This window comes from Lactobacillus sp. UMNPBX17, from assembly GCF_002553735.1.
GTDB classification, from domain to species: domain Bacteria; phylum Bacillota; class Bacilli; order Lactobacillales; family Lactobacillaceae; genus Lactobacillus; species Lactobacillus gallinarum.
This window is the reverse complement of the sequence record NZ_PCYT01000155.1, coordinates 1-1,056: the sequence shown is the minus strand read 5'-3', so window position 1 is coordinate 1,056 and position 1,056 is coordinate 1. Positions and strand designations below refer to the sequence as shown.

Annotated in this window: 1 protein-coding gene; it reads right to left on the bottom strand. The window is 30.6% G+C overall.

Annotated elements, in window-relative coordinates:
- The coding region (locus tag CP368_RS10070) for an Abi family protein (RefSeq protein ID WP_098046059.1) at positions 1-664 on the bottom strand (664 nt) is incomplete at its 3' end.
- Positions 665-1,056 lie beyond the last annotated feature (392 nt).

Genomic DNA, 1,056 nt, shown 5'->3' with positions numbered 1-1,056 from the left:
GAATAATTCTTGGTCTTTTATCTAATCTATCCGAATTAGAAAACAAATTGACCAATATAGGTGTATTATGAGCACAAGCATTTCTTATATTTTTACAATAACGCAAAAGTGAACTTATTTTTTCAAGTTTTTTTGTAGTTTTTCTATTATTACAAAAATATTCAGTAAAGGCTGTTAATCCACCAAATGAAACGATCTCTAAGAACACCCAAACTGGTGGATTTTGAGAATACTTTCTACTCATCTCTTTTAAATATTGATTATGTTTTAGATTATCAATAGTCAATTCATATTGCCGTGAGCCAAAATCTGGTCCGTTTCTAAAATCTTGAACAATTTTATATCCATCTTCATTGGGCAAATAATCAGAAATTCTATTTAATAATAGTACTTTTACTCCATGTTCAACATCTAAGCACAACTCTAAAAGAAACTGTCTCAATTGCATATCAATAGCAGCCAGGTCAGTTAAATATGCAAAATCTAAATCCTCATACTTTCCATTTTCATCTTTTTTAAAATTTTTTCGATATGCAGCAAGTTTATAATAGTAATTTAAAGTTCTTAAACATTTTTTAGCATCATTTTCTATCATATGGTTAAATGTTATACCCTTGTTTTTAATATGGGTTATTAATTCTTCTGTAGTTAGTTTCTTTTTCATATAATTGCTCTTCCTTATTTCACTTTCAGTATTTTAGATCACTTGTTCGTATATATTTAAAATAAGTATAGCAGTTTCTGCAAAAAGAGCATAGGACATAACAAAATTTTGTACCAAAAGGCATCCCCAAGGAGGCTGCCTTCCTACCTTCATCTATTCTCTTACTTACCCAATTCATCAGAGATGCTTCTTCAAGATTTCGAGATAATCGCTTACCGCATCAGGCCAAGTTGGCAATGGCTCGAAGCCGTGCGCTACCACTTTACTCTTATCAAGGCGTGAGTTGAACAGACAAATTGCCTTGGACAAACCGTATTCGGCAATAATTTATTATTTTCGAAAATTGCAATTTCAAATTGAACACTTTTGAAAATTAAATTCTGTATATTGAA